Origin of the sequence: Microvirga sp. 17 mud 1-3, from assembly GCF_003151255.1 — a bacterium.
Classification (GTDB): domain Bacteria; phylum Pseudomonadota; class Alphaproteobacteria; order Rhizobiales; family Beijerinckiaceae; genus Microvirga.
On sequence record NZ_CP029481.1, the window covers coordinates 3,723,009 to 3,748,847 of the forward strand.

19 protein-coding genes and 1 pseudogene are annotated in these 25,839 nt (G+C 67.0%); 9 read left to right on the top strand and 11 right to left on the bottom strand.

The genetic code is table 11. The features are described 5' to 3' along the window. Positions 1–198: 198 nt before the first annotated feature. From C4E04_RS17530 to C4E04_RS17555, 6 genes are all read right to left on the bottom strand, one after another. Complete coding sequence (locus C4E04_RS17530; RefSeq protein WP_162559448.1) at positions 199–1,884, bottom strand: methyl-accepting chemotaxis protein; 1,686 nt, start codon at positions 1,882–1,884, stop codon at positions 199–201. A gap of 239 nt (positions 1,885–2,123) precedes the next feature. Then, positions 2,124–3,185 (bottom strand): ferrochelatase, encoded by a 1,062-nt coding sequence (gene hemH / locus C4E04_RS17535; protein ID WP_109599478.1) that lies wholly within the window; start codon positions 3,183–3,185, stop codon positions 2,124–2,126. 148 nt (positions 3,186–3,333) lie between these two features. Continuing rightward, positions 3,334–5,574 carry an HWE histidine kinase domain-containing protein gene (locus tag C4E04_RS17540; protein ID WP_109599480.1) on the bottom strand — a complete coding sequence of 747 codons (2,241 nt, stop codon included), beginning with the start codon at positions 5,572–5,574 and terminating at the stop codon, positions 3,334–3,336. 170 nt (positions 5,575–5,744) lie between these two features. Then, entirely contained in the window at positions 5,745–7,253 is a 1,509-nt protein-coding gene (locus C4E04_RS17545; RefSeq protein ID WP_245416142.1) for a bifunctional UDP-sugar hydrolase/5'-nucleotidase, read from the bottom strand. A 107-nt stretch (positions 7,254–7,360) separates the two neighbouring features. Next, a complete protein-coding gene (locus C4E04_RS17550) occupies positions 7,361–8,692 on the bottom strand; it encodes an NAD(P)/FAD-dependent oxidoreductase (protein ID WP_174219292.1) in 1,332 nt (443 codons plus the stop codon). A 47-nt stretch (positions 8,693–8,739) separates the two neighbouring features. Then, positions 8,740–9,111 carry a hypothetical protein gene (locus C4E04_RS17555; protein WP_109599484.1) on the bottom strand — a complete coding sequence of 124 codons (372 nt, stop codon included), beginning with the start codon at positions 9,109–9,111 and terminating at the stop codon, positions 8,740–8,742. A 184-nt stretch (positions 9,112–9,295) separates the two neighbouring features. Between C4E04_RS17555 and ung the strand changes: the two genes are divergently transcribed. Together ung and C4E04_RS17565 are read left to right on the top strand one after the other, a co-directional pair. Continuing rightward, positions 9,296–10,000, top strand: coding sequence for a uracil-DNA glycosylase (ung, locus tag C4E04_RS17560; RefSeq protein ID WP_109599487.1), 705 nt, complete (start codon positions 9,296–9,298; stop codon positions 9,998–10,000). Between the two features lie 69 nt (positions 10,001–10,069). After that, positions 10,070–11,002, top strand: coding sequence for a helix-turn-helix domain-containing GNAT family N-acetyltransferase (locus tag C4E04_RS17565; protein WP_109599489.1), 933 nt, complete (start codon positions 10,070–10,072; stop codon positions 11,000–11,002). 19 nt (positions 11,003–11,021) lie between these two features. Here the strand turns inward: C4E04_RS17565 and C4E04_RS17570 are convergent, their stop codons facing one another. Beyond that, entirely contained in the window at positions 11,022–14,519 is a 3,498-nt protein-coding gene (locus C4E04_RS17570) for an indolepyruvate ferredoxin oxidoreductase family protein (protein WP_109601261.1), read from the bottom strand. Between the two features lie 198 nt (positions 14,520–14,717). Here C4E04_RS17570 and C4E04_RS17575 point away from each other — a divergent pair, with 198 nt between their 5' ends. Continuing rightward, a complete protein-coding gene (locus C4E04_RS17575) occupies positions 14,718–15,371 on the top strand; it encodes a DUF1007 family protein (RefSeq protein ID WP_109599491.1) in 654 nt (217 codons plus the stop codon). Continuing rightward, positions 15,362–16,393 carry a nickel/cobalt transporter gene (locus C4E04_RS17580; protein WP_109599493.1) on the top strand — a complete coding sequence of 344 codons (1,032 nt, stop codon included), beginning with the start codon at positions 15,362–15,364 and terminating at the stop codon, positions 16,391–16,393. The genes C4E04_RS17575 and C4E04_RS17580 overlap by 10 nt, the downstream gene beginning before the upstream one ends. A gap of 6 nt (positions 16,394–16,399) precedes the next feature. On the opposite strand, the gene C4E04_RS17585 is transcribed toward C4E04_RS17580, so the two are convergent. Then, positions 16,400–17,974 carry a gamma-glutamyltransferase gene (locus C4E04_RS17585; protein ID WP_109599495.1) on the bottom strand — a complete coding sequence of 525 codons (1,575 nt, stop codon included), beginning with the start codon at positions 17,972–17,974 and terminating at the stop codon, positions 16,400–16,402. Between the two features lie 129 nt (positions 17,975–18,103). On the opposite strand from C4E04_RS17585, the pseudogene C4E04_RS17590 reads away from it, so the two are divergent. Continuing rightward, a pseudogene (locus C4E04_RS17590) lies at positions 18,104–18,327 on the top strand (hypothetical protein). 100 nt (positions 18,328–18,427) lie between these two features. On the opposite strand, the gene C4E04_RS17595 reads toward C4E04_RS17590, so the two are convergent. From C4E04_RS17595 to C4E04_RS17605, 3 genes are all read right to left on the bottom strand, one after another. Then, on the bottom strand, positions 18,428–18,793 hold the full coding sequence (locus C4E04_RS17595; protein ID WP_109599497.1) for a DUF1850 domain-containing protein: 366 nt from the start codon (positions 18,791–18,793) through the stop codon (positions 18,428–18,430). Further along, the gene (locus tag C4E04_RS17600; RefSeq protein WP_109599499.1) at positions 18,790–21,081 is read right to left on the bottom strand and encodes a TRAP transporter permease; all 2,292 of its coding nucleotides are present in this window, start codon (positions 21,079–21,081) and stop codon (positions 18,790–18,792) included. Before C4E04_RS17600 ends, C4E04_RS17595 begins: the two co-directional genes overlap by 4 nt. A 97-nt stretch (positions 21,082–21,178) precedes the next feature. After that, a complete protein-coding gene (locus C4E04_RS17605; protein WP_109599501.1) occupies positions 21,179–22,147 on the bottom strand; it encodes a TAXI family TRAP transporter solute-binding subunit in 969 nt (322 codons plus the stop codon). Between the two features lie 159 nt (positions 22,148–22,306). Here C4E04_RS17605 and C4E04_RS17610 point away from each other — a divergent pair, with 159 nt between their 5' ends. The 4 genes from C4E04_RS17610 to aztB all read left to right on the top strand — a co-directional run bounded on the left by C4E04_RS17610 (position 22,307) and on the right by aztB (position 25,795). Beyond that, a complete protein-coding gene (locus C4E04_RS17610) occupies positions 22,307–23,884 on the top strand; it encodes a glucan biosynthesis protein (protein WP_109599503.1) in 1,578 nt (525 codons plus the stop codon). A 92-nt stretch (positions 23,885–23,976) separates the two neighbouring features. After that, positions 23,977–24,147, top strand: coding sequence for a hypothetical protein (locus tag C4E04_RS20995; RefSeq protein WP_162559449.1), 171 nt, complete (start codon positions 23,977–23,979; stop codon positions 24,145–24,147). Positions 24,148–24,153: 6 nt separating this feature from the next. Beyond that, the gene (gene aztA, locus C4E04_RS17615) at positions 24,154–24,900 is read left to right on the top strand and encodes a zinc ABC transporter ATP-binding protein AztA (protein WP_109599505.1); all 747 of its coding nucleotides are present in this window, start codon (positions 24,154–24,156) and stop codon (positions 24,898–24,900) included. Between the two features lie 28 nt (positions 24,901–24,928). Next, a complete protein-coding gene (gene aztB, locus C4E04_RS17620; RefSeq protein ID WP_109599507.1) occupies positions 24,929–25,795 on the top strand; it encodes a zinc ABC transporter permease AztB in 867 nt (288 codons plus the stop codon). Positions 25,796–25,839: the final 44 nt, after the last annotated feature.

The following is a 25,839-nucleotide window of genomic DNA, read 5'->3' on the forward strand; positions in this document are numbered from 1 at the left end:
ACGAGGGCGATCACGAAAATGTCGAAGCCGCTGAGCACCAACCGAACCTCCAGGCAACGGAGTTGCAGGACGTTCAACCTATCCCAAACCGCCACGAACGCCTAGACCGCCGAACGTCGCCGGCGGCCCAGGTTGTTGAGAACAAGCGTCTTTTTATGCAGGAGCGCGGCTCGTTACCGATCCGCGCTTCGCATTACGTCAGGCGGCCTTCACGTCGGACAGGAAGTCGGCCACCTCGCGGCTGAGGCCCTCGGACTGGCGCGCGAGTTCCTGGGCGGCGCCGAGGACCTGAGAGGCCGCGGCCCCCGTCTCGCCTGCGCCGGCCTGCACGCCCGCGATGCTGCCGGTCACCTGCTCGGTGCCGCGGGCGGCCTCCTGCACGTTGCGGGAGATTTCCTGGGTGGCGGCACCCTGCTCCTCGATGGCGGCCGCGATGCCGGTGGAGATCTGCGACATCTCCGTGATGGTCTGGGCGATCTCGTGAATCGCCGAGACCACGTCCTGGGTCGCCTGCTGAACGCTGACGATCTGGGCGCCGATTTCCTCCGTGGCCTTGGCGGTCTGGCTTGCCAGGTCCTTCACTTCGGAGGCCACGACCGCAAAGCCGCGTCCCGCCTCGCCGGCCCGCGCCGCCTCGATGGTGGCGTTGAGCGCGAGCAGGTTCGTCTGACCCGCGATGTTGTTGATCAGCGCGATCACGTTGCCGATCTTTTCGGCCGTCTCGGCGAGCGCCTGAACGGTCGCATTGGTGCGCTTCGCGCCCTCGACCGCCTGGTTGGCGATCTGTGAGGATTGGTTGACCTGGGAGGCGATCTCCTGGATCGAGATCGACATCTCCTCGGTGGCGGCCGCGACGGTCTGCACATTGGCGGAGGTCTGCTGCGCCGCGGAGGCCACGCTCACGGACTGGTGGTTGGTCTGGTCTGCGATGGCCGTCATGGATTGCGCGGTGACCTCCATCTCGGTCGCGGCGCCCGCCAGCCCCTCGGTCAGGGCGGACACGTTGGCCTCGAAGCGCCGCATCAGCTCGTCGAGCCTCTGGGCGCGGCGCGTCTTCGCATCCGCCTCCAGCGCGGCGGCCTCGTCGGCCTCCCGCTTCGCGATCAGCGCATCCTTGAACACCTGGACCGCATCCGCGATGGTGCCGAGCTCGGTCTTCTGGCCGCGGAACGGAATGGTCGCGGTCAGGTCGCCCTGCGCCAGAAGGCCCATGGGCCGGGTGACGGACGCGATGCCCTGCGAAATCGAACGGATCAGGAGCGCCGCCAGGACAATGGCCAGGAGCGTGCCGGCCGCAAGGACGCCGAGGGTCAGGTTCTCCGTGTCCTGATAGACGGTGGCGGCCCGCTTGCGCGCCGCATCGGCGGCATCGCGGTTCCACTTCGTCATCCGGATCAGCGCGGAGCCGATCTGCTCGGCGACCGGGACGGCCTTCATGGAATTGTGCTCGCGGGCCTTCGCGACCTCGCCGTTGCGGGAATAGTCGAGGACCGTCTTGGCCTCCTTCTCGTACTCGCTCCAGAGCGCCTTGAACGCATCGAACTGCTTCCTGTCCTCAGGATGGACGATCGTCTTCTCGTAGGACTGGATCCCGTCGATGATGTTGTTGATGCGCCAGGCGAGGCCCTCCTCGATCTCCTGCGCCTCCTCGCCGTCGGCGAGCATGTGCCGCAGCACCACGGTCTGGAATTCGCGGACATCGGCATTGAGCGCCCCGATCCGCTGCGTCGAAACCAGCCAGCTATCGGCGATCTCGGCCGTCTGCGCATTCATTTGCCCGAGGCCGCGCAGCCCCAGGAGGCCGAGGGCGATGAGCAGCAGGACAAGGAACGAGAAAGCGCCGATCAGCTTGGCGCGGATGGAAAGAGATCGAAGGGCGTGCATATCATTTCGGTCGCCTGCCACATCGCCGTGGAGGCTCGCGCCGTTCTGACGCGAAAGATTCAGGCTCGCCACAGATGGGCCACAAGGGTGAATTTTTTCTTGAAAAACTTTGAATGAGTGTAGCGTAACCTTCAGGTTACTGAAGAACGATAGCCCCTTCCGAAAAGGAAACTCGGCCCCGCCGAGAGCATCGTGCGGGGCCGGGCGTCAATGGATGAAACCGCTCCCGGAGCGATCCGTCAGAGCCAGCCCTGCAGCTCCCGCTCTGCGACATGGCGGATTACCCGCATCCCGTCCTCGCTGTCGTTGAGGCAGGGAAGGTAGGCGAATTGCTCGCCGCCGTGATGCATGAAGATCTCGCGGTTCTCGCCGTCGAGCTCCTCCAGGGTCTCCAGGCAATCGGCCGAGAAGCCGGGCGCCACGATGGCCAAGCGCTTGACGCCGCTCTCAGCCAGCGCCTCCACGGTCTTGTCCGTATAGGGCTGCAGCCACTCGGCCGTGCCGAAGCGGGATTGGAAGCTCATGCGGAACTTGTCCTCCGGCCAGCCGAAGGCCTCCCGCATCAGGCGCCAGGTCTTCACGCATTGGCAGTGATAGGGGTCGCCCTTCAGCAGATATTCCTTCGGTACGCCGTGGAACGAGACGAGAATGACCTCCGGCTCGAAGGGCAGCTTGGCCAAGTCCCGTTTCATGGAGGAGACGACGGCGTCGATATAGACCGGGTCGTCGTGATAGGGCGGGGACACCCGGATTGTGGGCTGCCAGCGCATCTCCATCAGAGCCCGGAAGGCGTGATCGCAGGCGGTCGCCGAGGTCGCGGCGGAATATTGCGGATAGAGCGGCACAAGGAGAATGCGGTCGCAACCCTGGTCGAGGAGGGCCTGAATGCGCTCGCGGATCTCGGGCTTGCCGTAGCGCATCGCCCAATCGACCGAGACTTTGTCGCCCGCGATGCCCTTGAGGTGCCGGGCAAGGTCCTCGGCCTGGGCGCGCGTGATGGTCTTGAGGGGGCCCTCGTCGCGCTCGTTATTCCAGATCGTCGCGTAGTCGCGCCCTTTCCGTCCCGGGCGGGTCGTGAGGATGATCAGGTTGAGGATAGGCCACCACAGGAGCCGGGGCGTCTCGATCACACGCCTATCGGACAGGAACTCTTTGAGGTAGCGCCGCATCGGCCAATAGCTGGTGCCCTCTGGCGTGCCGAGGTTGAGGAGCAGCACGCCAATGCGGCCTGTCCTGACCCTCGGATGGTCCACCGGGCGCACACCCTGGCGGAGATCGGCAAGCTTGACCGTTTCGTTCATCGGGAGCCCCTCGGCGGCTGCGGCAGGACCGCTCCGCCTGTTCGAAATTCTGAATGGGTTAGACGGGTTCTAGATAGGCGCTTCGGGGCCGCCCGCCAACGGGGCGACTGGCCGCGCCGGCCGAGCTTCTTTCCGGATCGCCTGCCCTCTAGTCGGGCGGGTTGAGGAAGCCCCCGGGGCGCAGCACAGTGTCGATGGACACGGTCAGGCCCGTCGGCCTGAAATCCATATGGACGGTGGCGTTGAGCTGGGTCGCGAGCACCCGGTGCAGCAGGCGCGAGCCGAAGCCCTGCCGCTTCGGAGGCACCACGGGCGGCCCGCCCTCCTCGGCCCAGGTGAGCTTGAGGCGCAGGCCCTCAGGCTCCTCGGCGGAATCCCAGCGCACGGTGACCCGGCCCGAGGCTATCGACAGGGCCCCGTATTTAGCCGCGTTCGTGGTCAGCTCGTGGACCGCCATGCCGATGGGCACCGCGGCCTCCGAGGGCAGCTCCACCGGGGGGCCCTCGATCACGATCCGCTCGCCGGCGGTATCGTTGTAGGGGCTGAGCTCCTTCTCCAGGATCTCCCGTAAGGAAGCCGTCTGCCACACCGCTTCCGTGAGGAGCGAGTGGGTATTGGCGAGCGAGATGATGCGGCCGACGAAGGCCGCGTAGAAATCCTCGATGCTGGACGTGGAGCGCGCGGTCGCGCCGACCACGGCCTGCACGGTCGCGAGAGTGTTCTTGACCCGATGGTGCAGCTCGCGGATCAGCAGGGATTGCTGGGCCTGGATCCGCCTGCGCTCCTCGATCTCGTGCTGCGTCGCCCTGGAGAGGTGGCTGCTCTCGAGGGCGATCGCCGCCTGGCCTGCAAGGCCCGTCACGAGACGCTCCGCGCGGGCCCTGAAGATGCCCGGCTGCTCGTGGCCGAACAGGAGCGCCCCTTCGATGGCGCCGGACCGGGACACCACCGGCACCGCAAGATAACTGCGCAGGACCGGCTGCCCTTCGGGCCTGTCTGCGCCGGCCACAAGGCCGCCACGGGCCTCGTCGGCCGCAATGTCGTTTACGCGCACCATCTTCCCGTCCGCCAGGGTGGAAGCAAGGGCCGGGGCGCGCTGGAGCGCCGCAGCATCCGGGAAAGCCTCCCTCAACGCTCCGGAAACCGCATGGGGCATCGGTTCCGCTTCCCCATCCTCGTTCGCCGCCCGGGGGCACTTCGAGCCCCGATAGAAGAAGACGCCGAGCTGCGCCCCCGTCAGCTCCACACCGGCATCGATCACGTATTGGGCAATCTTTGCCGAATCGAGCTCGGCCGCCAGCATGCTGCCGGTCCGGTTCAGGACTTCGAGCGCGGCGGTCTCGGTGCGCAGCTCGCCCGTGCGCAGATCGACCTCCCGCTCGAGAAGAGCCGCATTGGCGGCCTGCTCCCGGAACTGGCGCGCGGCTACCCCCATGAGCGCCACGAGGGCGAGCAGCGCGAAGAGCGCGAAAGCGCCGTAGATCCGGACCTGGCCGAACCAGGGAGCCCGATAGGCATTGGCCGGGATGCTGACCCGGATATAGAGCGGAAGCTCATCGACCCGATGGTAGGCTCCGATCCATTCCCTGTTCCCTAGCATCTCGAAATAAAGGCCCGCCTCCGGATTCGCCGCGATGGCCAGATCAAGCGCCGTCTTGTCGACCGGCGTAAAGGACACACCGTCGCGGGGGACGGGATATTGCGAGATGATCTTGCCGTCCGTGGCGCGGATCAGGTGGACCTGGGCCTTGGCAGGCAGCCGCAACCGTGACCAGTAATTCCGGAAATAATCCCGCGAGACGGTGACCGACACGACCCCCCGGAACGCGCCGTTCGGATATTGCAGGCGGCGGCTGACCATGAAGGTTGATGTGCCGGTGACGCGCCCGATGATGGGCTCTCCCACGAAAAGGCCCTGGTCGGCTTCGGCCTGAGCCCAGAAGGCATCCCGGTCGCTCACGTTGGACTCGGGCGTCGGGAAGGCAGCCGAGGTCAGGCGCAGCTTCCCGGTCGCGTCATTCAGCCAGATATCCTCGATATAGGGCAGAGCCTGCTTGATGGCGCGCACCTGCTCCCAGAGGGAGCGTGACGGTCCCATCGTGTACCAGCTTTCGTCCGCCACGAGGGCGGCCGTCTGGCGCAGGGTGACGTCGGTGACCTCCAACAGGCGCGCGGCGTGGTCGGCCAGGAAGAAGGCGCTGTTCCGGATGTCGTCCTCGTCCCGCTCGATCAGGCGGCTTCGCTGCTCCCAGGCGATGAACGCAAAGGTCAGGACGATGAACGCGACCCCGATGAGCCCCATGGCCAGGGTGACCCGCCCGCGGAGAAGTGACCGGCGACGCCGCTTCTGGGACAGGACTGAAACCGCCGGACGGGTGACTCTCTGCAAGGAAGGGATCGCTCCAGACCATTGAGGAAGATAGCCGCTCGGTCCGGCTGCACAAACGGACAGACCGGCGGAAGGGAGACATAGCAGCCTCCCCTGCCTTTTCCAAACGTCAGAGCATAAAAAATGGGCCGGAACCGCAGGAGTTCCGGCCCATTCTCGGCTCGATTCGATCAGCGCAGGACGACACGCCCTTCCACCTTCGGCGCCACCGTGCCGGCCTTCGCGACATAGTCGATGACCTGCGAGGCCATGAGCTGGCTCGCGGCGACGTCGATGAGGGGCTTCGCGTCCGTAAAGGCCCGGTAGCCGTCGCCGCCACGGGCCATGAAGTCGTTGGTCGCGAGCTTGTAGGTCTTGGCCGGGTCAAGGGGCTGGCCATTGACCGTGACGGACTTGATGCGGCTGCCGGGCGGCTGCTTCATGTCCACCTCCACGACCATGCCGGAGACCTGCGGGAAGCGCCCGCCGAGCTCGCGCACCTGGCTGACGCCGTTTTCCAGCGCGGCCTTGATCTTGTCGCCCGTAATCTCGAGCAGGACCGTGGTATTGCCGAAGGGCATTTCGGCCAGGATGTCGCGGCGGGTCAGCTTCTGCCCGGCGGTATATTCCTTGTCGGCCCGAAGCCCACCGCCATTGGTGATGGCCACGTCGGCCCCGACCGATGTCCGCAGGGCATCCGCCACCAGGTTGCCGATGGCAGCCTCGCCGCCGCGAACGGTGGCGCGCCGGCTGTCGAGGGGCGTCTCGGTAACGCCGATCTCCACGTCGAGCTCCTTGGAGAGCTTGTCCTCGTAGCCCTTCACGACGGCCTCGATCTCAGGATCGGGCTTGACCGTGGCGCTGTCGACGATCCGGAAATTCGGCGTCCATGACACCGTGGTCTTGCCGTCCTTCTCGGTCTTCTTCACCGTGAGCTCGACGACGTTGATGTAGTTGCCCTGCGACTCGGATTCCGTCACCGCGACCTTGCCGTCATAGAAGGCGAGCAGGTGCTCGTCGTGGCCGCTGAGGATCACGTCGGCGCCCGACGAGCGCGCCAGCAGCATGTCGACCTCGAGAGGCGTATGGACCACCGCCACCACGATGTCGGCGCCCTTGGCACGCAGATCCTTGACCTTGTCGCGGCCGGTATTGATCGAGGACTTGAACTTGATGTTGCCCGGGCTCGACACGATGGGGGTGTCTTCCGTCGTCAGGCCGAAGAAGCCGACCTTGACGCCCTGGACATCGACGATCTTGTCGGCCTTGGTATTGGCCGGCATGCCTTCGCCGTCGACGATGTTGGTGGCGAGGATATCGAACTTGGCCTCCGCCAGGCGCGCCCGGAACACATCGGCCCCGAGGTCGAATTCGTGGTTGCCCGGCACCATGGCGTCCACGCCCATCCGGTTGAGGATGTCGATGATGTGGGCGCCCTTATCGAACCCGGAGAGCAGCGAGGGCGAGAGAGTATCGCCGGAATGGACGAAGAAGGCGTTGCCCTTGGCCCGTTCCTCCTTGATCACCGTCGCGAGCTTCGCGAAGCCGCCCCGGCCCTTCTCGGGGCTCATGCGGTCGATGTCGTTGGTCTGCACGAAGCGGATCGTCACGGCCTCCTGGGCCAGGGCCGTGCCCGACAGGAGCAGGGATAAGCCAAGAAAGCCCGCACGCAGGGCGGCCAGCGGTCGGCTGGGGAGCATGGTCGAATGTCCTCGCATGGGATGGGGTCCACAGGTGATGAACGGAGCCTACGCCCGAAACGTGTCACAGAAGTAACAACCTGTCGACGGCCCCCGTCGGCGATTCCCTAGCCGACCCTTTCGGGCGCGTCCTGGGACTGGGGAGCGGCCTGCTCCTGAGCAGCTGGCCCGGTCTCGGTAATGAGGCGCGCACCGCGCTGAAACGTGAAGTAATTCCAGAGCCAGTTGAAGGCGACGACGAAGCGGTTTCGGATGCCGATCAGGAAATAAATGTGGGCTACCCCCCAGAACACCCAGCCGACGAAACCGCGCAACTGCACATGTTTGAGCTTCACGACCGCGACCTTGCGCCCGATCGTGGCAAGGTCTCCCTGATGGCGGTATCGAAATGGCCCCGGGACCGTATGCCCGGACACCCGGGCCGTGATGACGCTCGCGACGTAGCCACCCATTTGTTTGGCGGCAGGCGCGATGCCCGGGACGGGACGGCCGTCCGCCGTGACCGGCGCGGCCGTGTCGCCGATGGCGAAGATCTCTGGTCTTCCGGGGATCGTTAGGTCGGAGGCCACTTTGATGCGCCCGGCCTTGTCCCGCTCCGCATCGAGCCAGCGCGCGGCCGGTGAGGCGACGACACCTGCGGCCCAGATGATGGTACCGGCTTCGATCCGCCCGCTGCTGGTTTCAACGCCATGCGAATCGCACCGTGTGACCGCCGTCCCGGTCCTGACCTCGACGCCGAGGCGCTCCAGCTCCCGTTGCGCGTAGGCCGAGAGATCCTCCGGAAAGGCTGCGAGCAGGCGCGGCCCTGCCTCGAGAAGGAGGATGCGGGATTGGCGCAGATCCACGTTTCGGAATTCGGACGGCAAGGTCTGGCAGGCCACTTCGGCGATGGCTCCTGCCATCTCGACCCCGGTGGGGCCGCCGCCGACGATCACGAAGGTCAGAAGACGCTCGTGCTCTGTGGGGTCCTGCGTCAACTCGGCCTTTTCGAAAGCGAGGAGGATCCGCCGCCGGATCCGTGTCGCATCCTCGATCTGCTTCAGCCCCGGGGCCGCGTCGGCCCACTCGTCGTGTCCGAAATAGGAATGCGTCGCGCCCGTTGCGAGAACAAGATAGTCGTACGGAACCGCGACCGGCCCTGCATGGACAAGGCGCTTCTCGGTGTTCACGCCCGTGACCTCGGCCATGAGAACCGTCACATTGCGCTGATTTCGCAGGATGCCTCGGATCGGCCACGCAATGTCCGAAGGCGAGAGGGTCGCGGTCGCCACCTGATAGAGAAGCGGCTGGAAACAATGGTAGTTGTGACGGTCGATGACGGTAACGTCGACCGGAACATGGCGCAGCGCCTTTGCGGCCTCGAGACCGCCGAAACCCGCACCTATAATCACGACGCGCGGATGTGCGGCCGGGCTTACAGAAGCTTCAGAAAGGCTCACGATTGGCCCTTTCCGGTCACGGCAAGGGGCGAACGATGTGCTCGCTGTCAGCCGCCTCTGGCGAACCAGGTGCCGAATACGAGAACGACGCCGATTGCAACGATAAAGCTGACGAACAGGGTTGGGAAGCCGTCCTGCTTGTCATGGGCTGCGCCAAGGGCCCGCGCACCATTCGACCAGCGCACGAGGTTCTCCTGGGCGCGGGCCAGGGCGATCCGGAAGGGCGAGGCTGGCGTCCCGGCAGCCTCGTCGTCCGCACCGAGGGAGGCGAGCCCCGGGTCGTAGACCGGGTTCTTGTCGCCGGTCCGGCCGCTGTTGATATCGCCCTTGAGCATCTCGACTGTCGGCTCCTTCGAGGGCGGCGGTGGGCTCATGGGCTTGGTGGTGTGGGTCGGGGGCAGGTCTGAGTGGTCCGTCATGGGAATCTCCATGGGCCGGGACGCCTGGGGGATAGACGGGCGCGGCCTCTCGCAGGATCTGCCTGAATGAACGGCGCAGCGCAGGTGCCGTTCCTTGTGGCAGGTGTCCGCCTGGTCACAGCCGGATGCTCGACAGCGTCCTGCCGCAATGCTACCCGCGAATCCGGATGGAGGATGCCGCCCGATGACAGGTCCCGTCAGCGAAGCCCTTGCGGCCTTCCGCGCCGATCCGCGGGCCGCCTCCTGGCTTTCCCTGCCGTTCTTCGCAAATAGGCGGGCCGACGCCATCGCGGCCGAAATCGACGACGCCGTCGCTAAAGGCGCCCATGTGCTGCCGCCGCCCGAAAAGGTCTTCGCCAGCCTCCTCCTCACGCCCCTGGAGAGCGTCAAGGTCGTCATCCTGGGCCAGGACCCCTATCCCACGCCCGGCGACGCACACGGCCTCGCCTTCTCGTATGCCGGAACGCGCCGGTTCCCGGCGTCGCTCAGGACGATCCTGGCCGAGATGGCGGAGGATCTCGGCGTACCCATGCCGCGAAGCGGAGACCTGACCCGCTGGGCCGAGCAGGGCGTGCTCCTCCTCAACACGGCGCTCACGGTCGAGGCCGGCAAGGCGGGGGCACATCTGAAGCTCGGTTGGTCGGCGCTCGTGGACGATGCGGTTACGGCCATCTCCCGGCGCCGGAGCGCCGTGGTCTTCCTGCTCTGGGGCGCCAAGGCGCGGGAGCGCGCCGCATTGGTGGATGCGGACAAGCACCTGCTGATCGAGGCAGGCCATCCCTCCCCGCTCAATCGCCAGCGCGATTTCAGGGGGACGAAGCCTTTCAGTCGCGCCAATGCCTGGCTTGCCTCGAAGGGTCTCGCTCCGATCGAGTGGCGGCTCGATTGAGCATCTCGAAAATTATTTGACTCAGTCAAATACTTGCCGCAAGCTCCTCCTTCTCAAGGAGGTTCGGCCATGATGCATTCCGTTCCGGCCGAGGATCGCGTCGCCGCGTTCCGCCGTTTCACCCGCTTCTACACCCGCCGGCTTGGCGTGCTGCGGGAGGGTCTGCTCGACAGTCCCTTCACACTCACGGAGGCGCGGGTCCTCTACGAACTGGCCCACCGGCCGAGCCCGACCTCGGGCGAACTGTGCCAAGAGCTCGAACTCGATGCCGGTTATCTCAGCCGCATCCTGAAGCGCTTCGAAGAGCAGGGCCTTGTCCGGCGGGAGCGCTCCGCGAGCGACGGGCGCCAGCACCACCTGACCCTGACCGACATGGGACGGGAGGCCTTCGCGCCTCTCGACCGCCAGTCCCGCGAGCAGATCGCCGCGCTCCTGACGCCCCTCCCGGAGAACGACCAGGAGCGGATCGTCGCGGCCATGCGCCTCATCGAGGAGCGGCTCGGCGGTCTGACGGACACCGACGCTCCGCTCACCCTGCGCCCGCATCGCCCGGGCGACATGGGCTGGATCGTCCATCGGCACGGGGCACTCTACTTTCAGAAATACGGCTGGGACGAGACCTTCGAGGCCCTCGTGGCCGAAATCGTCGCGGGCTTCATCAAGTCCTTCGATCCGGACCGGGAGCGCTGCTGGATCGCGGAGCGGGACGGAGACATTCTCGGCTCCATCTTCATCGTCAGGCAATCGGACGAGGTCGCGAAGCTGCGGCTTCTCTACGTGGAGCCGAAGGCCCGCGGCCTCGGCGTCGGCAAACGCCTTGTGGACGAGGCAATCCGCTTCTCGCGGGAGCGCGGCTACCGGCAGGTAACCCTATGGACCAACGATGTCCTGCACGCGGCGCGCGGCATCTACGCCAAGGCGGGCTTCCGGCTGGTCAGCGCGGAAGCGCACCACAGCTTCGGGCACGATCTCGTCGGCGAGAACTGGATTCTCGACCTCTGAAGCCCCTGCTTCCGCGGCCTTACTCCGCTGCAAGCGCCATCGCCGGCGCGGCGGCGCGGAAGCGGGCGAGAAGCTCCGCCTCCTCGGCCTTGGCGGCCTTGAGGTTGCGCTCCTTCACATGGCCGAAGCCGCGGATCTTCTGCGGCAGCGATGCAAGCCCCACGGCCGTTGCGTGATTGTCCGCATCGAGCCGTGACAGGATCTCCTGGAGCAGGGCCTCGTAGTCGCGCACAAGCCGGCGCTCGGTGCGGCGCTCATGGGTGTAGCCGAACACGTCGAGAGGCGTGCCACGCAGGCCCTTGAGCCGTGCCAGAACCCGGAAGACCTTCATCATCCGCGGCCCGAAGCTCATCTTGCGCGGCAATCCCGTCGCCGGGTCCTTGCGGGCGAAAAGCGGCGGCGCGAGGTGGAACTCGTAGCGCAGATTCTCGCCCTCGAAGGTGGAGGCCACCTGCCGCTCGAAGCTGCCGTCCGTATAAAGGCGCGCCACCTCGTACTCGTCCTTGTATGCCATGAGCTTGAAGAGCGAACGCACCACCGCGTCGGTCAGGCTGGTCGAGCCCGGAACGGCCTTTTCCTCCGCGGCGCGCACGCGCTCCACGGCCCGGCGATAGCGCACGGCATAGCGGGCATTCTGGTAATCGGTGAGGAACTGCGCGCGCCGGTCGATGGTCTCGTCGAGGGTTTCCGACAACCTGCGGGATTCGGTCGGCGCCTTGGCGTCGGTCATGAGGACCGCCAGCATTTCGGGCGCAACGGCGGCACGCCGGCCCCACGCAAAGGCCGCAAGGTTCATCTTGACGGCCTCGCCATTGAGCTCGATGGCCTTCTCGATGGCCGCGCGAGAGAGCGGCACGCGCCCCTTCTGGTAGGCGTAGCCCAGCATGAACATGTTGGCCGCGATCGCATTGCCAAGAAGCGCGTTGGCAGTGGCGGTCGCGTCGATGAAATCGACGCCGTCGGCTCCTGCGGCCGACACGACGGCGCGCTTGAGACGCTCCGTCGGCAGGGAGAAATCGGCGTTGCGGGTGAACTCGCCGGGCATGACCTCGGCGGTGTTGACGACCAGCGCCGTCCGTCCCTTCCTGACCGAGGCCAGCACCTTTTTGGTGCCGGTCACGACAAGGTCGCAGCCGAGGACCAGATCCGCCGACTCGGCCGAGACCCGGATGGCGTTGATGTCGTCCTGCGCATTGGCGAGCCGCACGTGGCTGTAGACCGCGCCGCCCTTCTGGGCGAGGCCCGCCATGTCGATCATGCCGAGGCCCTTACCCTCGAGATGGGCCGCCATGCCGAGGATCGCCCCGATGGTGACGACGCCTGTGCCGCCGACGCCCGTGACGATGATGTTGAAGGTCCGGTCGATGGCCGGGATCGCAGGTTCAGGAAGTGCCGGAAGCGCCCCGTCGTCACGGGCCTGGACGGGCGCCGCCTTCTTCACCTTGGCGCCGTGCACCGTCACGAAGGACGGGCAGAAGCCCGACACGCAGGAGAAATCCTTGTTGCAGTTCGACTGGTCGATCTGCCGCTTGCGGCCGAACTCCGTCTCGACCGGCTGCACCGCGACGCAGTTGGACTGCACCGAGCAATCGCCGCATCCCTCGCAGACGAGATCGTTGATGAGGACGCGCTTGTCGGGATCGGGAAACTCGCCGCGCTTGCGGCGCCGGCGCTTCTCGGATGCGCAGGTCTGGTCGTAGATCATCACCGTCACGCCCGGCAGGGCCGCGAGCTCCCGCTGCACCGCCTCGAGGGCGGAGCGGTGATGGATCGTCATCCCCTGCGGCCAGCGGATGGATTTCGGGTATTTGTGCGGCTCGTCCGTCACGAGGGCGATGCGTTCCACGCCCTCCTCGCGCACCTGGCGCGCGATCATGTCGACCGTGATCCCGCCCTCGTGCTTCTGCCCGCCTGTCATGGCGACCGCGTCGTTGAACAGGATCTTGTAGGTGACGTTCGTCTTCGTATGGATGGCCCAGCGCAGGGCCAGCACGCCCGAATGGTTGTAGGTACCGTCGCCGAGATTCTGGAACACGTGTCCACGCGTCGAGAACGGCGCCTCGCCGATCCAGTTGGCGCCCTCGCCCCCCATCTGCGTGAAGCCGTCGGTCTCCCGGTCCATCCACTGCACCATGTAGTGGCAGCCGATGCCCGCATAGGCGCGCATGCCCTCCGGCACCTTGGTCGAGGTGTTGTGCGGGCAGCCGGAGCAGAAATGCGGGATGCGCGTCGCAACATCCGATGTGGCAGCCAGGACCTGCTGCGCATGGCGCAGCCGCTCGACCCGTCCGCGCAGGTCGTCGTTGTTGTGGTATCTGAGCAGCCGCTCGCCGATCGCAACCGCGATGTCGTTGGGGTCGAGCGCGCCCTTGACGGGGAAGAGCCAGTTGCCGCTCTCGTCCCTCTTGCCGATGCACAGCGGCTGGTTGGCAGTGCCGTAGAGCTCCTCGCGCAGCTGCACTTCGATGAGGGAGCGCTTCTCCTCGACCACGATGACGAGATCGAGCCCCCGCGCGAAATCCGCAAGCTCGGCTTGAGAGAGAGGCCAGGGGCAGGCCACCTTGTAGAGGCGCAGGCCCATGTCGTTGGCCTTCACCTCGTCGAGGCCGAGCTCGTCCAGCGCCTGGCGCACGTCGAGATAGGACTTGCCGACCGTGATCACGCCGATCTTGGGCTGACGCCCGCCGGAGAGCACGATGCGGTTCAGGTTGTTGGCGCGCACGAAGGCCATCATGGCGTCGCGCTTGTAATCCTGGAGCCGGGCCTCCTGGTCGAGCACTCCGTCGCGTGCACGGATGTTGAGGCCGCCGGGCGGCATCTGGAAATCGTCGGGAAGAGCGATCTTCACCCGGTCGAGGGCGCCATCGACGGAGGCGGTCGACTCGATGTTCTCCTTCACGCATTTGAACGCCACCCAGGTGCCGCAGAAGCGGCTCATGGCATAGCCGTAGAGGCCGTAATCCAGGATCTCCTGAACGCCCGCCGGGTTCAGGATCGGCATCATCACGTCGACGAAGTGGAATTCCGACTGGTGCGCAACCGTGGAGGACTCGGCCGTGTGGTCGTCGCCCATGAGGGCGAGCACGCCGCCATGTTTCGACGAGCCGGCCATGTTGGCGTGGCGGAACACGTCGCCGGAACGGTCGACGCCCGGGCCCTTGCCGTACCAGAGGCCAAAAACGCCATCGTGCTTGCCGTCGCCGCGGATCTCGGCCTGTTGCGAGCCCCACACGGCCGTCGCGGCAAGTTCCTCGTTGAGGCCCGGCTGGAAGAGAATGTTCGCCTCGTCCAGCCAGCGCCGCGCGCGCCACAGGTTCTGGTCCATGCCGCCCAGCGGCGAGCCGCGATAGCCGGAGACGAAGCCCGCCGTGTTCAGACCGGCGAGCCGGTCCCGCTCGCGCTGCATGAGCAGCATGCGAACCACGGCCTGGGTACCGGTGATGAAAACCCGGTCCTTGGTGAGGTCGTATTTGTCGTCGAGCGATACGTCGCGGAGCGCTACCTGCCCTTCGGCCATCATCCGTTTCCTCCTGGAGTCTGGGTTCTGCCGCCGGTGGCCCGGTCTTGTCTATGCGCTTATTATGTCAGCAATGCTGACATATACCTCCATCCCCCGTCAATGAAGCGGCCTCATTTTGCCTCCATTAACCATCATGGCCTAGATGAGGAAGCCAGACCGACCCGGCGGCCCAGGCCGCCCCAGACGAGGAACCGCATGATCCCTCGCCTCGCCTCAAGCCTTTTCGCTGCCGCCTTTGCGCTGCTCGCGTCCCCGGCCATCGCGCATCCCCATGTGTGGGTGACGGCCAAGGCGGAGCTCCTCTATGATTCCGAGGGACGCGTGACCGGCATCCGCCATGCCTGGACCTTCGACAAGGGCTATTCGGCCTTCATGACCCAGGGCCTCGACCGGAACGGCGACGGCAAGCTGACGCCGGACGAATTGCAGGACCTCGCGAAAGAGAACACCGAATCGCTTTCGGAATTCGCGTATTTCACGGTGCTCAAGGGCAATGGCCGGAAGCAGGATTTCGATTCGCCGCGGGACTACAGCATGACTTATGGGGAAGAGGCGCTGACCCTGGTCTATCTTCTGCCCCTGAAGGCGCCCGCCGCCGCCAAGACCCTCTCGCTGGAGGTCTACGACCCGACCTATTTCGTCTCGTTTGGCCTTGCCGAAGGGAATGCGGTAGCGCTCGCCGGCGCCGCACCGCAGGGCTGCGCCATCAACATCACGCGCCCGAAGAACGCCGATCAGCCCGCCCAGGCTCAGGCGCAGCCCCTCTCGGAAGCCTTCTTCGAAACCCTGACGGCGGCCTCCACCTACGGGGTCGAGTTCGCCAACAAGGCTATCGTCGCATGTCCGTGACTGCCGAACCTCTCGGCTTCTCCGGCCCCGGCAGGATCCGCCCGGTCGCCCGGCTCGGCCTTGCCCTTGCGACCATGGCCCTCGTCGCCCTCGCGCTCGCGCTCCTCCTGTGGTGGCTCTCGCCGGGTGCGGCGCCTCCGGCTCGCAATCCCTTCGGCATGGGCCTGCGGGAGGCGGCGCCCACGGGACAGCTCGGGGCCGCCATCATCGAGGCCCAGAGCCGCTTCTACAAAAGCCTCCAGCAGAACGTCGTCGCCCTGAAGAGCGACGGAGCTGCCCTGTGGACCCTGATCCTGGTCGGCTTCGCCTATGGCGTCTTCCACGCAGCCGGTCCCGGCCACGGCAAGGGCGTCATCGCGGCCTATCTGGTCGCCGACGGGCGGGCCCTCGCGAAGGGCTTTGCCCTCAGCCTCGCGGCCGCCCTCGTCCAGGCCCTCGTGGCGATCCTGATCGTCAGCCTCCTGGCGCTCCTGTTCCAGGCCACCGCCGCCACCATGACCCGGGTCGCGACCACGGTCGAATGGGTGAGCTTCGGCGCCGTGGCCCTGCTGGGCCTTCTCATCACCTGGCGCAAGGCCGGCAAGGTCTTGGGCGTCCTGGCGCTCGCCCGCGATCCTCTGGCAGCCCCCACACAAGGTGCGGCCTGCGACCATGTCCATATGCCGGAGCCCGAAGAGCTGCGCCGCCTGACCCGCTGGCGGGACATGGCAGGCGTGGTGCTGGCCGCCGGCATCCGCCCCTGCACGGGTGCCCTGGTGGTGCTGGTTTTCGCCCTTTCGCAAGGCCTCTTCGCGGCAGGCCTCGCGGCGACCTTCGCGATGGCCCTCGGCACCGCCCTCACGACGGGCGCCATCGCGGCGCTCGCGGTCTTCGCCAAGGCAGCTGCCCTTGCCCTCGCAGGAGGGCGCGGCGCCACGGGGGCAGTGGCGGTCGCCGCTCTCGAGCTTCTGGCGGCCGCCTTCGTGGCCGTTCTCGGCGGAAGCCTTCTCTTCGGCTTCTGGACCTCCGGCCTCGCGAGCTGAGGCGCCTCACAGGCCCAGCACGGCACCGCCGGAACGGGGATCAGATGCTCCCGCCACGCGTCCGTCGCGAGGATGCTTGACCAGAAACCCCGCCTCTCCGAAGGCGGCCGCGGGCCCTGTCCCGGCCTCCCCCACCCGATGTCCCAGGCGAGACAGATCCCGCGCAAGGGCGGGGTCGAACTCCGCCTCGATCCGCAGCACGGCAGGCTCGGTCCCGGTCGCCGGCATGAGCGCCCAGCGCGGCACCTCCACGGCCTCGGCCGGAGACATGCCGATCCCGGCATGGCGCGCGAAGGTCTGGACCTGAACCTGCGGCTCCTCGGCTCCGCCGGCCCCAAGCACGAGCACCCGCCCGTCCGCGAAGGCCGCCAGGGCAGGCGCGAGGGCATGAAACGGCCGACGCCCCGGCGCCAGCGGCTTCCAGCCTCCGGAATCGAGGGAAAAGCCCATGCCCCGCGCGTGCCAGAGAATGCCCGTCGCGGGCAGGACGCAGCCCGATCCGCCCTCCGGGCCGAGGGAATGGACGCAGGACACCGCAAGACCGTCCCGGTCGATGCAGCCGATCCAGAGAGAGCGGCCCTGCGGGGGAGCCGGCGTCGTAAAGGCGGCGGCCCTTTGCGCCTCGATGGCAGCGGCCTCGCGCTCCAGCCGCTCGGGCCGGAGGAAGGACGAGGGCTCCCGCGGCACCTCCCATGGGTCGGTCACGATCCGGTCCCGCACCGCATAGGCGCGCTTGAGGGCCTCGATCAGCGCATGATGATGCGCAGCGCTCTCCGTCCGGCGGACAGCCATGCGGTCGAGGATTCCGGCCGCGAGCAGGGTCGCGAGCCCCTGGCTCGGCGGCGGCGGGGCGAAGAGGGTCGCGGCCTGCAGGCGGACCGACAGGGGCTCGACGGCCCGGGCGCGATAATTCTCCAGGTCCCGCCGCTGGACGGGGCTGCCGAGCCGTTCGAGGTCGGCCGCGATCTCCCGCCCCACATCGCCCCGGGCAAAATCCCTAAGTCCGGCATGGGCCAGTTGCCCGAGGGTCTCGGCCAGCATGGAGGAAGGCCGCAGGGTCTCGGGCGCGCTGCCCTGCCCTTCCGGAGACGGGGGGACGACGGAGCCTTCCTGGCCGGCCGGCGGAAATGGCTCCGGCGCGGCCGCAGGAGCGGTGCCCTTGGCGAGGCGGATCGCGTCCGCGAGCAGGAGGTCGAGCGGCATCCGCCCGCCGCGGGACCGGGCGAGTTCAAGGGCCAGGGCCCATCCGCTGACCGCGCCCGCCACGGTCAGGGCCGCATCCGCGCCCTCGAGGGGCAGCGCCTCGTATCCCTTGTCCCGGTAGCGCCGGATCGTCGCGAGGCTTCCGGCCGGGCCGGAGGCATCGAGGGCATGGGCCCTGCCGCCCGGCTCCCGCACCAGCCAGAACCCGTCCGCGCCGAGGCCCACGACCTGGGGGCAGAGGACCGCGGCGCTGGCCGCCATGGCGACCGCCGCCTCGACCGCGTTGCCTCCGGCCGCCAGGATCGTGAAGCCGGTCTCGGCGACGAGAGGATGGGGTGCCGCGACGGCGGCGGTGGAAAAGACGGGCGTTTCGGACATGGATACGATGAATGGGCGACGAAAAGACTCGGTGGTTCGGGCGGGCGGACCTTGCACCGGACAGGAGAATTAGGGTAGTCCCTCCCGGTCGAAACCAAGGGAGACGCGACCGTGGCTCAGCCCAAGCGCATGAACACGCGCCATCTCGTGACGATCCTGAGCATCATGGTCCTCGTGGGACGGAAGTGTTCGGCGTCGCCATCGCCGGAGGCTGGGCCATCGCGGGGCTGTTCGAGCTCGGCGACCTGGTGGGCTATGCCCTGATGGGCCTCTTCAGCCTCTTCGCCCTCTATGTCCTCACGATCCTCTGGCGCCGCTGCATCGCCGTTGAGCCGATCGGCGGAGGAGCCTAGAGCATCGTGCGGCCCCGATGGTCCGCTTCGACGATGCTCTGATTGAGAGAGCGCATCGGATGGATCCCAAAAGTGCAAATCCACTTTTGAGACCGATGCTTTAAGGCTCGCACGCCTTCATGACGACCGGATCGGCGTCCGGCGGCACGAGCTCGTCCATCGGACGGCACTGACCTTCGATGCAGATCCGCCAATCCGCCGTCGCGCCCGAGCGCCGCAGGATCACCTCGCGCAGGGGCGGCACCTGAGGGTGCCATTTCCACACACCGTTCTCAAAGCGCGCCTCCGGCGGCGGGTCCATGCCCGCTCCGGATCCCCGCACCCGCGCCTCGACGAGCTCGAGCCCGGCGGGACCTGAACGCCAATCCTCCTCCCAGAGGATCTTTTCCACCGAATGGGTCCAGGCCAGGGTGAGGACCCCAGCCAGGAGGGGCACGACCTTCGCGCCGGCCGCGAGGCAGATCACCGGGAGGCCGCGACGCCGGTCACCCGGCGCGCCCGCCAGAAATGGAAGCCCAGGACCGCCGCCGCCAGCACGAAGCCGACCTCGTCGGTGACCGGGAGGGCGATGGCGAGGAACACGGCCGCGATCGCCGCGCCGATGCGCTCCCACCAGGGCATCCGGGCCGCGAGATAGCCCACCGAGGCCGCGCCCCAGAGCAGGATGGCCAGGGCCGCCTTCACGACGATATAGGCCACGTTTGCCCAATAGGCCGCGCCCTCGAGCCCCGGGACCGGCTGGAGCATGAGGGTCGGGTCATAGACCGCCATGTAGGGGATGACGAAGCCCGGCAGCGCGATGCGCAGGGCCTGGAACCCGATCTTGAATCCGGACGCCTTGGCGATGGGCGCGGCCGCAAAGGCCGCGAGCGCCACCGGCGGCGTCAGGTCCGCCATGATGCCGAAATAGAAGACGAACATGTGCGAAACGATGAGCGGCACCTTGAGGCTCAGGAGCGCAGGCGCCGCCAGGGACGACGTGATGATGTAGTTCGGGATCGTCGGGATGCCCATGCCGAGGATCAGGCTGACGAACATGGTCAGCACGAGCGACGTGATGAGCGAGTCCTTGCCGATGGACACGACCCAGTTGCCGAAGATCGTGCCGATGCCGGTCAGGGTCATGGTCCCGATGACGATGCCGACCACCGCGCAGGCGAGGCCGACGGGAAGTGCCTGGCGGGCACCGTCCGCGAGGCCGTCCCGGCAGGCGGCAAGAGTTTCTGGGCCGCCCCGCACGAACAGGCTCAGGAAGACGAGCCCCAGAACCAGCACGAGGACGAGGGCCACTCCGGCCCACAGGAAGGCGGCCGCGAGCAGGCCGAGGCCGACCCAGAAGACGAGCCGCACGGTCTCGTTCACCAGGCCCAGCGCCAGGGCGCCGGCCAGGATGAGGACGACTGTGAGCGCCAGTCCGACCGAGCCTGCGAAGAGCGGCGTATAACCGGCGAAGAGCAGGTAGACGAGCACCGCGAGGGGAAGGATGAGGTGCCATTTTTCCTTCAAGGCGCGCGCCGCGCTCGGCAGTTCCGAGCGCTTCAGGCCCGTCAGGCCGGATTTTCCGGCTTCCAGGTGCACGGCCAGGAACGCGGAGGCGTAGTAGAGAATGGCCGGAATGATGGCCGCCTTGACAATCTCCACATAGGGCATGTCGATGGTCTCGGCCATGATGAACGCGACCGCGCCCATGACCGGCGGCATGATCTGCCCGCCCATGGAGGCCGTTGCCTCGACGCCCCCGGCGAATTCGGGCTTGTAGCCGAAGCGTTTCATGAGCGGGATGGTGAACTGGCCGGTCGAGACCACGTTGGCGACGCCCGAACCCGAGATCGTGCCCATGAGGGCGGAGGAGAACACCGCCACCTTGGCCGGGCCGCCCTTGGCACCCCCGAACAGGCCCATGGCCACGTCCGTGAAGAGCTGGATCATGCCGGCCCGTTCCAGGAAGGCGCCGAACAGGATGAACAGGAAGATGTAGGTGGCCGAGACCAGGGTGGGCGTGGCGTAGAGCCCCTCGGTGCCGAAGGACATGTGCTCGATCACCTGCTCCAGGCTGTAGCCGCGATGGTCGAACGGCGCCGGGAGATAGTTTCCGAAGAGGCAATAGGCCAGGAAGATGCCCGCCACGATGGGAAGGGCCGGGCCCATGACCCGCCAGACGAGATAGAACAGCACCGCAATGGCCGCGATGCCGATCACCAGGTCGGCCTGGGTCAGCTCTCCGGCGCGGCTCACCAGGTCCGTATAGAAGCCCCATTGATAGAGCCCGACCCCGAAGCCGATCAGGCCGACGGCCCAGCCCAGCAGCTTTCCGGCTGGGCTGTGGGCCTTGTGGTTGGCGAGCATGCCGCCCGCCACGAGGCAAAGGAAGCCCACATGGAGCGCGCGGACAACCTGGCTCGGCAGGCCGCCGGGGAATTCAAGGATGAGCCCGTAGGTGGCCGCCAGGGTCAGCAAGGCCAGGACGCCGTTCAGGACGTCATGGCCCGTCGCCTTCCTGAAGGCGAGCCACACGGCCCAGGCCACCAAGGCTACCCCGATCACATGGATGGCCGAAATGCCCGCCAGGAAGGGGCGGTCGAGCGGAATGCCGAAAGCCGTCACCACCTGAAAGGTCGAGAACGAGACCGCGATCCAGAACAGCAGGTGGCCGAGCAGCCCCGTGCCGAAATTCTCCGGCAGGCCGTGCTCCGGGTTCGCAGGAGGAGGTGCCTCCAGTTCCGCGATCTCCGATGCGTTGACGCCGTGGCTCATGGCGACACCCCTTCAGTTTGGTTCTTGTTGTTGAGCGGCATGAAAAAGCCGGAGCAGTTCACCTGCCCCGGCTCCAATGTCAAATAGGCCGATGGGTTTAGGAACCCTGTTTCTTCACGCCTTTTTCGTCGAAATAGCGCTGCGCGCCCGGGTGGACCGGGATCGGCATACCCGAGAGCGCATCCTGGAGCTTGATCTCCTTGGCGGCCGCATGGGCGGCGGAGAGCTCCGGCAGGCTCTCGTAGATGGCCTTGGTCATCTTGTAGACCGTGTCGTCGCTGACGCCCTCGCGGGTCACGAGGTAGTTCACGACGGCGGCCGTCGGGACGGCGGCGGTCTGGCCCTCATAGGTATTGGCCGGGATCGTGGCCTTTACGTAAGGAGAACCGACCTTCTCGACCATGGCGGCCGGGATTTCGACCACCACGATGTCGACCGAGGTGGCGAGGTCGCGGATCGACGAAACGCCGAGGCCGGCCGATTGCAGGGTGGCGTCGAGCTGGCGGTTCTTCATCAGCTCGACGGATTCGCCGAAGGGCAGGTACTCGACCTTGCCCAGGTCCTTGTAGGTGAGGCCCGCGCCGGCGAGGATCGCCCGGGCGTTGAGTTCGGTGCCGGATTTGGGGGCGCCGACGGACAGGCGCTTGCCCTTCAGGTCCGCCAGGGTCTTGATGCCCGAATCCTTGGAGGCCACCACCTGGATGTAGTTGGGATAGATGGCCGTGACGCCGCGCAGCTTGTCGAGCTTCGCCTTGAAGCCGGCCTCCTCGTCGCCCGCCCAGCCCATGGCGAGGCTGTCGCCGAGCGTGAAGGCGATTTCGCCCTTGCCCTGCTGGAGCAGGTTCAGGTTCTCGACCGAGGCCTTGGTGGCCTGGACCGAGGGACGGCTGCCGGGCAGCTTCTCGGTGAAGACCTTCGAGAGGGCGACGCCGAGCGGATAATAGACCCCCGAGGTCCCGCCAGTCAGGATATTGATGAAATCCTGGGCCTGTGCGGGCAGGCTGGCGCCGGCCATCGCGAGGGCGGCGGCCGCCCCCACGAGGCGGCGGGTGAAGGTGATGCGCATGGCGTTTACTCCCTTAAAGCTGCGGCGCCTGTTCCGACGGCGCCTGTGAGTGGCGCCAGTTTGGCGGCTGACGCGGATTTCTCAAGAGGATAAGAGTGACTTAATCCTGCCACCTTGGTCGGTAGGGGTCTCGGCTCCACAGTTCAAGTCTGTCCTTCCATGTTCAATCGTCGTCAGTTTCTGGAATATGCAGCCGCCACGGCGGGCCTCGCCGCCACCGGCTTTTCGAGCTCCGCCATGGCCCAGCAGGGGTTGAAGCACGGCGCCTCCTCGCCCTTCTCGTTCGAGGCCCTGAAGGCCCGCGCCCGCGAGATGGCAAAGGCACCCTACGCGCCGCCGCCCCAGCCGCCCGCGGACGTGCTCTACCAGATCGACTACGACGCCCACGGCAAGATCAAGTTCAAGACCGATCTCGCCCTGTGGGCCAATGGGCCGAGCAAGTTCCCGGTCACGTTCTTCCACCTCGGCCGCTATTTCCAGAAGCCGGTGCGCATGCACGTGGTCGAGGGCGGCAAGGCCCGCGAGATCATCTACGACGACGCCTATTTCGACATGCCGGCGGATTCCCCGGCCCATAAGCTGCCGGTCAACTCGGGGTTTGCGGGCTTCCGTTTCCAGGAGGCGCGCGACGGCTCGCTGGATTGGCGGAAGAACGACTGGGTGGCCTTCCTCGGTGCCTCCTACTTCCGCGCCATCGGCGAACTCTACCAGTACGGCCTCTCGGCCCGCGGCCTCGCCGTGGACGTGGCGGTCTTCGGCCGAAACGAGGAATTTCCGGACTTCACCCACGTCTTTTTCGACACGCCGCAGCCGGATTCCGACACGGTCATCGTCTATGCGCTCCTCGACGGGCCCAGCGTCTCGGGCGCCTACCGCTTCGCCATGACCCGGACCAAGTCCGTGATCATGGACCTGGAATGCGCCGTGTTCCTGCGCCAGGACGTGAACCGCCTCGGCATCGCGCCGCTGACCTCCATGTACTGGTATTCGGAGAAGTCCAAACCGACCGCCATCGACTGGCGGCCCGAGATCCACGATTCCGACGGCCTCGCCATGTGGACCGGCTCGGGCGAGCGCATCTGGCGGCCCCTCAACAACCCGCCCCGGATCATCACGTCGGCCTTCACGGAGGAGAACCCGAAGGGGTTCGGCCTGCTCCAGCGCGACCGGAACTTCGATCATTACCTCGACGGCGTCTATTACGACCGCCGGCCGTCACTGTGGATTGAGCCGCTGGGCGGCTGGGGCAAGGGCTCCATCCAGCTCGTGGAGATCCCGACGGACGACGAGATCCACGACAACATCGTGGTCATGTGGGTGCCTGCGGAGCCAGCCCGGGCCGGCCAGTCCTTCGACCTGCGCTACCGGATGTACTGGACTGCCGACGAGCCCTTCCCGACCCCGCTCGCCCGGGTGGTGGCGACCCGCTTCGGCAATGGCGGCCAGGCCGGCACCGTGAGGCCCAAGGGCGTGCGCAAGTTCATGATCGAGTTCAAGGGCGAGCCCCTGGCGCGCCTGCCGAACGGCGTCATCCCGCGTCCGGTCCTCACCGCCTCCCGAGGCGAGTTCTCCAACATCCTGACCGAGGCCGTCCCCAACGACGTGCCGGGCCATTGGCGCACCCAGTTCGACCTGTCCGTGACCGGAACCGAGCCCGTGGAGATGCGCTGCTACCTGCGCCAGGGAGACGAAATTTTGAGCGAAACCTGGCTCTACCAGTACCACCCTTCATTCTAGGATTGCAGGGACAAATCCCTGCAATCAAAAAATGCGTATAAAATACTATACGCCCTCTGGAAAGGGAGGCTTTCTCCCTATACTAGAGGCTTATGGCCCATCACGACCACACGCACTCGCACCCCGGTTCTGCCCATGCGCACCATGCGGTGGCGGCGGCTCCGACCTTCTCGCTCCTTCGGCTCTCCGCCGGACAGCGGCTGGCGGGCGCAGGGGTCATCCTGGCGGGCCTCTGGCTTCTCGTCTTCCTGGTCCTGGGGTGATCTGCCATGCGGGCGACATCGATCCGCTTTCATGAAGTCACCCTCGGCTATGGTCGCCACCCGGCCGTACACCACCTGGACGGCGAGATCCCGGCCGGGAGCCTGACGGCAGTCGTCGGGCCGAACGGGGCCGGCAAGTCCACCCTCCTCAAGGGCATCGTCGGCACGCTCACGCCCCTGGATGGACGGATCGCCATTGATCCGCCGGGCCGCGCCACCGTGGCGTACCTGCCCCAGGCGGCGGAGATCGACCGCTCCTTCCCGCTCTTGGTCTACGACCTCGTAGCCATGGGTCTCTGGTCCCGGGCCGGCCTTTTCGGCGGCGTCGGCCGCCGGGACAGGACGCGGATCGAAGAGGCGCTCGCGGCCGTGGGCCTCGTCGGGTTCGAGCGGCGGCCCATCTCGACCCTTTCGGGTGGCCAGATGCAGCGGGCCCTCTTCGCCCGCCTGCTGCTCCAGGACGCCTCCCTGATCCTTCTCGACGAGCCCTTCACGGCCATCGACGCCCGGACGACGGCCGACCTCCTCGACCTCGTCCGCCGCTGGCACGACGAGAACAGGACCGTGATCGCCGTGCTACACGACCTCGACATGGTCCGGCGCGCCTTTCCGCAGACCCTCCTGATCGCCCGCGAGCCCGTGGCCTGGGGCGAGACGGATCGTGTGCTCAGCCCCGAAAACCTGCTCGCGGCCCGCCGCATGGTCGAGGCCCACGACCCTTACGCGGCCCCGTGTCGGCGCAGCGCTGCCTGACGCCCGCCGCTTTCGAAAGCCCGCCCACATGGTCGATCTCCTCCTCAGCCCCTTTTCCGACTTCGCCTTCATGCAGCGCGCCCTGGTGGGCGTGATCGCCATCGCGCTCGCCGGCGGGCCGGTCGGCGTCTTCCTCATGCTGCGCCGCATGAGCCTGACGGGCGACGCCATGGCCCATGCCATCCTGCCCGGCGCCGCCATCGGCTACCTGATCGCCGGCCTGTCGCTGCCGGCCATGACCATCGGCGGCCTTGTCGCGGGCGTGGTCGTCGCCGTCGCGGCGGGCCTCGTGTCGCGCTTCACGGCGCTCAAGGAGGACGCCTCCCTGGCGGCCTTTTACCTCCTGTCCCTGGCGCTCGGCGTCACCATCGTGTCCCTGCGGGGATCGAACGTGGACCTGCTGCACGTGCTCTTCGGCACGGTGCTGGCCCTCGACGATTCGACCCTGCTGCTCATCTCGGCGATCTCGACCATCACGGTCCTGGCGCTCGCCCTCTTCTATCGCCCGCTCGTGCTCGAATGCGTGGATCCCACCTTCCTGCGCTCCGTGAGCCGCGCCGGCACGCCGACCCATCTCGTCTTTCTCGGCCTCGTGGTCCTCAACCTGGTGGGCGGCTTCCATGCGCTCGGCACCCTGCTGGCGGTCGGCATGATGATGCTGCCGGCGGCCGCCTCCCGGTTCTGGACCAACGACATCACTATGATGATGGTGGCCTCGGTCGCGATCGGCATCGTGTCAGGGATCGGCGGCCTCCTCCTGTCCTTCCATGCGGAGCTTCCGGCCGGGCCGGCCATCATCCTGACGGCGGGCGGGATCTACGGCCTGTCCCTCCTGGTCGGCCGCGAGGGCGGCCTGCTCTGGCTCGCCTGGCCCGGCCGGCACCTGGAGGCCTGAAGACCACCGTCTGGAATCCGCTTCCGGACCGCCTGAAGGAGAAT

What these genes read in the sequence shown, in the direction of transcription:
- C4E04_RS17575 (WP_109599491.1), top strand. Translation starts at nt 14,718, where the DNA reads ATGATCCCTCGCCTCGCCTCAAGCCTTTTCGCTGCCGCCTTTGCGCTG.
- C4E04_RS17580 (WP_109599493.1), top strand. Translation starts at nt 15,362, where the DNA reads ATGTCCGTGACTGCCGAACCTCTCGGCTTCTCCGGCCCCGGCAGGATC.
- C4E04_RS17610 (WP_109599503.1), top strand. Translation starts at nt 22,307, where the DNA reads ATGTTCAATCGTCGTCAGTTTCTGGAATATGCAGCCGCCACGGCGGGC.
- aztB (WP_109599507.1), top strand. Translation starts at nt 24,929, where the DNA reads ATGGTCGATCTCCTCCTCAGCCCCTTTTCCGACTTCGCCTTCATGCAG.
- C4E04_RS17570 (WP_109601261.1), bottom strand. Translation starts at nt 14,519, where the DNA reads ATGGCCGAAGGGCAGGTAGCGCTCCGCGACGTATCGCTCGACGACAAA.
- hemH (WP_109599478.1), bottom strand. Translation starts at nt 3,185, where the DNA reads ATGAACGAAACGGTCAAGCTTGCCGATCTCCGCCAGGGTGTGCGCCCG.
- C4E04_RS20995 (WP_162559449.1), top strand. Translation starts at nt 23,977, where the DNA reads ATGGCCCATCACGACCACACGCACTCGCACCCCGGTTCTGCCCATGCG.
- C4E04_RS17530 (WP_162559448.1), bottom strand. Translation starts at nt 1,884, where the DNA reads ATGCACGCCCTTCGATCTCTTTCCATCCGCGCCAAGCTGATCGGCGCT.
- ung (WP_109599487.1), top strand. Translation starts at nt 9,296, where the DNA reads ATGACAGGTCCCGTCAGCGAAGCCCTTGCGGCCTTCCGCGCCGATCCG.
- C4E04_RS17585 (WP_109599495.1), bottom strand. Translation starts at nt 17,974, where the DNA reads ATGTCCGAAACGCCCGTCTTTTCCACCGCCGCCGTCGCGGCACCCCAT.
- C4E04_RS17605 (WP_109599501.1), bottom strand. Translation starts at nt 22,147, where the DNA reads ATGCGCATCACCTTCACCCGCCGCCTCGTGGGGGCGGCCGCCGCCCTC.
- C4E04_RS17565 (WP_109599489.1), top strand. Translation starts at nt 10,070, where the DNA reads ATGATGCATTCCGTTCCGGCCGAGGATCGCGTCGCCGCGTTCCGCCGT.
- aztA (WP_109599505.1), top strand. Translation starts at nt 24,154, where the DNA reads ATGCGGGCGACATCGATCCGCTTTCATGAAGTCACCCTCGGCTATGGT.
- C4E04_RS17600 (WP_109599499.1), bottom strand. Translation starts at nt 21,081, where the DNA reads ATGAGCCACGGCGTCAACGCATCGGAGATCGCGGAACTGGAGGCACCT.
- C4E04_RS17555 (WP_109599484.1), bottom strand. Translation starts at nt 9,111, where the DNA reads ATGACGGACCACTCAGACCTGCCCCCGACCCACACCACCAAGCCCATG.
- C4E04_RS17545 (WP_245416142.1), bottom strand. Translation starts at nt 7,253, where the DNA reads ATGCTCCCCAGCCGACCGCTGGCCGCCCTGCGTGCGGGCTTTCTTGGC.